We start from the raw sequence: 1220 nt of genomic DNA on the forward strand, positions 1-1220 counted from the left end.
TGACATGTGCAGCTGACGAATACTAATCGATCGAGGACTTAACTAAATTTTTGTTTGATGATTGTTTACTTCTTATCTAGTTTTCAGGGTATAATTTTTCGCAAGAAAAAATTTATAAAAAAGTTAAATTTTTTATAAAAAACACTTGCAAAACTCTGAAAAACATAATATAATATATCTTGTCCTTGTGACAAACAAAGACAAAGCGATATAAGATCTGGTGACAATAGCGAAGAGGTCACACCTGTTCCCATGCCGAACACAGTAGTTAAGCTCTTCAGCGCCGATGGTAGTTGGGCTTAAGCCCCGCGAGAGTAGGACGTCGCCAGGCGGTATGGAGGATTAGCTCAGCTGGGAGAGCACCTGCCTTACAAGCAGGGGGTCGCAGGTTCGAGCCCTGCATCCTCCACCATCTTGCCGGCCTAGCTCAATTGGTAGAGCAACTGACTTGTAATCAGTAGGTTGGGGGTTCAAGTCCTCTGGCCGGCACCAGTAATCGCGAGCCATTAGCTCAGTTGGTAGAGCATCTGACTTTTAATCAGAGGGTCGAAGGTTCGAATCCTTCATGGCTCACCATTTAGCGGGTGTGGTGGAATTGGCAGACACGCTAGACTTAGGATCTAGTGTCTTACGACGTGGGGGTTCAAGTCCCTCCACCCGCACTTCGCGAAAGTAGTTCAGTGGTAGAACATCACCTTGCCAAGGTGGGGGTCGCGGGTTCGAATCCCGTCTTTCGCTCCATTTCCAAATTCCAAATTCCATGCCGGGGTGGTGGAATTGGCAGACACACAGGACTTAAAATCCTGCGGTAGGTGACTACCGTGCCGGTTCAAGTCCGGCCCTCGGCACCATGCGCCCGTAGCTCAATTGGATAGAGCGTTTGACTACGGATCAAGAGGTTAGGGGTTCGACTCCTCTCGGGCGCGCCATTATCGGGAAGTAGCTCAGCTTGGTAGAGCACTTGGTTTGGGACCAAGGGGTCGCAGGTTCGAATCCTGTCTTCCCGACCATTTACAATTTAATGTTTCGTGGGGCCTTAGCTCAGCTGGGAGAGCGCCTGCTTTGCACGCAGGAGGTCAGCGGTTCGATCCCGCTAGGCTCCACCATTTTCTATGTCTCTTGATATATTTGACCATTGAAAACTGAATAACACACACAGTAAAGTTAAGAAATAAAGTAAGACAAGCTAGTGCTTGAAACCAGAGTAAAGAATTACTCAT

Annotated in this window: 9 tRNA genes and 1 rRNA gene; all 10 read left to right on the forward strand. The window is 47.8% G+C overall.

From position 1 onward, the window contains the following. Nucleotides 1-216: 216 nt before the first annotated feature. The 10 genes from rrf to BM098_RS13275 all read left to right on the forward strand — a co-directional run bounded on the left by rrf (nucleotide 217) and on the right by BM098_RS13275 (nucleotide 1106). Nucleotides 217-331, forward strand: a 5S ribosomal RNA gene (gene rrf, locus BM098_RS13230). A gap of 5 nt (nucleotides 332-336) precedes the next feature. After that, nucleotides 337-412, forward strand: a tRNA-Val gene (locus tag BM098_RS13235). 4 nt (nucleotides 413-416) lie between these two features. After that, nucleotides 417-492, forward strand: a tRNA-Thr gene (locus tag BM098_RS13240). Between the two features lie 8 nt (nucleotides 493-500). Further along, nucleotides 501-576: transfer RNA gene (locus BM098_RS13245), tRNA-Lys, on the forward strand. Between the two features lie 4 nt (nucleotides 577-580). After that, nucleotides 581-662, forward strand: a tRNA-Leu gene (locus BM098_RS13250). Nucleotides 663-666: 4 nt separating this feature from the next. Next, nucleotides 667-741: transfer RNA gene (locus BM098_RS13255), tRNA-Gly, on the forward strand. Between the two features lie 21 nt (nucleotides 742-762). Further along, nucleotides 763-851 (forward strand) — tRNA-Leu (locus BM098_RS13260). 1 nt (nucleotide 852) lies between these two features. After that, nucleotides 853-929, forward strand: a tRNA-Arg gene (locus BM098_RS13265). Nucleotides 930-933: 4 nt separating this feature from the next. Further along, nucleotides 934-1010: transfer RNA gene (locus BM098_RS13270), tRNA-Pro, on the forward strand. Nucleotides 1011-1030: 20 nt separating this feature from the next. Continuing rightward, nucleotides 1031-1106 (forward strand) — tRNA-Ala (locus tag BM098_RS13275). Nucleotides 1107-1220: the final 114 nt, after the last annotated feature.

The sequence above is a fragment of the Halolactibacillus halophilus genome (assembly GCF_900115605.1).
Classification (GTDB): Bacteria; Bacillota; Bacilli; order Bacillales; family Amphibacillaceae; genus Halolactibacillus; species Halolactibacillus halophilus.